This window comes from Peribacillus sp. NPDC060253 (assembly GCF_042727425.1).
Lineage (GTDB): Bacteria > Bacillota > Bacilli > Bacillales > DSM-1321 > Peribacillus.
In genome coordinates this window covers 1-2,021 of the sequence record NZ_JBHXAS010000257.1, presented here as the reverse complement: position 1 = coordinate 2,021, position 2,021 = coordinate 1, and the positions used below count along the sequence as shown (strand labels likewise).

Annotated in this window: 1 protein-coding gene and 1 pseudogene; one reads left to right on the top strand and one right to left on the bottom strand. The window is 33.1% G+C overall.

What is annotated here, in order from left to right; translation table 11 throughout:
* Window positions 1-515 precede the first annotated feature (515 nt).
* The gene (locus tag ACFWE9_RS26785) at window positions 516-899 is read left to right on the top strand and encodes a VOC family protein (protein WP_230160783.1); all 384 of its coding nucleotides are present in this window, start codon (window positions 516-518) and stop codon (window positions 897-899) included.
* Between the two features lie 207 nt (window positions 900-1,106).
* On the opposite strand, the pseudogene ACFWE9_RS26780 reads toward ACFWE9_RS26785, so the two are convergent.
* Window positions 1,107-2,021, bottom strand: a pseudogene (locus ACFWE9_RS26780) (IS1595 family transposase); the annotation flags it as partial.

Genomic DNA, 2,021 nt, shown 5'->3' with positions numbered 1-2,021 from the left:
CAGACTTAAACTGAACCGCCGTATACCGAACGGTACGTACGGTGGTGTGAGAGGTCGGAGGCTAGGCGCCTCCTCCTACTCGATTTATGGCACTAACGGGGCAGGTTAGTTAAGGAAGAACTTAGATTATTCTAGAGATTGAAGAGGAATTTTTGTTTAAATTAAAGGATGAAGAATTCGAAAGGATATCTAAGCTAATGATGAAAACAATTCTTATATATTTCGCAGGATTATTAGTTTATCTTATATTGATAGCTAATTATGAATCTCGATTTGATAATCCATCTGCCATAATCTCTACTTTAATTTTTATATTTTCAATTTTTGTCATTGATATTTTAAAAAGAATATTTATCAAAAAAAAATAAAAGACTTACTTCACTATCAGGAGCTGATCAGCAGCTCCTTTTCTTATGCAACTATCGGGGCAGGTTAGTTCTAGAAGGAAAATCTTGTTTTATATAGAAATTAGGTATATATCTACATAGTAAAGAAAAGAATTGGAGTGAATTAGTTTGGAGCTGACACACACACGATTATTAGTAAATAATTATAAAGAATGTTTTTTGTTTTATAGAAATGTTTTAGGTTTTGAGGTTACTTGGGGAAATGAAGATTCTTTATATGCTGAATTTAAATTTAGTGGTTGTATTTTAGGATTGTTTGAGAGGAAACAAATGCTTGAAGCAATAGGTGCTGAGAGTGTCTCTTATACTCATAATACTGATAAAATTGCTTTAATTTTCAAGGTCGATAATGTTGAAGAGAAATATAAGGAATTAAAAGAAAAGGTTGAATTCATAACAAAGCCTTCTGCACAAGAAGGCTGGGGAATTAAAGTAGCTCATTTTAGAGATCCTGAGGGTTCACTAATTGAAATCTATGAGAGTATTGAATAAATTTTATAACTGTTCGATGCCTTAACAAGGCATCGTCTTTTTAACGGATTAGAGGAAGTTTGTAAAGTATATCACTTAAACTAACGGGTGCTTTAGCAAAAAATGGACAGTAAAATAAATGAGCTTAGGGATACAGTTCCAAGCTCTATTTTTATGTAAAACCATTGATGAATATTTGTAATTCTCTATTAGAAATATTGAGTAATTTTAAAAAGCGATGTTTCTAAGTCTTAATGTATCTGCGGTTTCCCAAGTTCCGAGAACACTTGATAAAATAAGCATCAGCTTTTTCTTGCTTCAGTCACTTTCCATTTTCCTAATGTCAAGGAACTGAAACCACACTAAATAGAGCTGTAAATACTTCGTAGAAACGCATTAAAGTGACTAATCCATTTCTTTAATTAGGAATGGTAATTATTAGTATTGTTAAGATGATAGATACCTTTCTTGACATATTCTTGCTTACTGCCATTTATGATAATGTGTTCCAAATCGTTTTTAGCCGAATAAGATTTATATGAATTATGAGCATCAGAAATAAGCACCGTATCACTTTGGAAATGGGATGTAAGGGTTGTATCGATTTGTTCTGTTAGAATTCTGCCTGAACCGACACGCTTTGAAAGGGTTGTTTTGTTTCTTGCTACCAATACACAGACTTGTTCATTGGAGATACCTCTTTTTGACGCTGAACCACCACGTTTTCTTGATTTGCGAGTTGGGATAGTATTTCGGCCTTTATGACTCTCTAAGAAATAGGTTTCATCCACTTCTACTATTCCTTCAAATGTACCTATACTTTCTTTCGCAAGAGCAGACAACACTTTATGTCTCCAATAAAACGCAGTTACGTGAGTGATACCAACTATTTCCCCTGTTTTACGAAGAGATAGCCCCTTCAACATACATTCAATAAATGAAACCCATTTGTCTGCCTTTTTGGAACGATAGATAGGAGAATTAGGTAAATCATTACTTAATTTAAGATAATCTTTACACTTATAACGTTGGCGACCTTCTCTTTTGCCGTAACGAACAACCAACATACTTCCGCAATGACGACAATGAAATCCGTGAGAAAACTTCATTAAAAGGATATTTTTATAACAATAATAATATAAT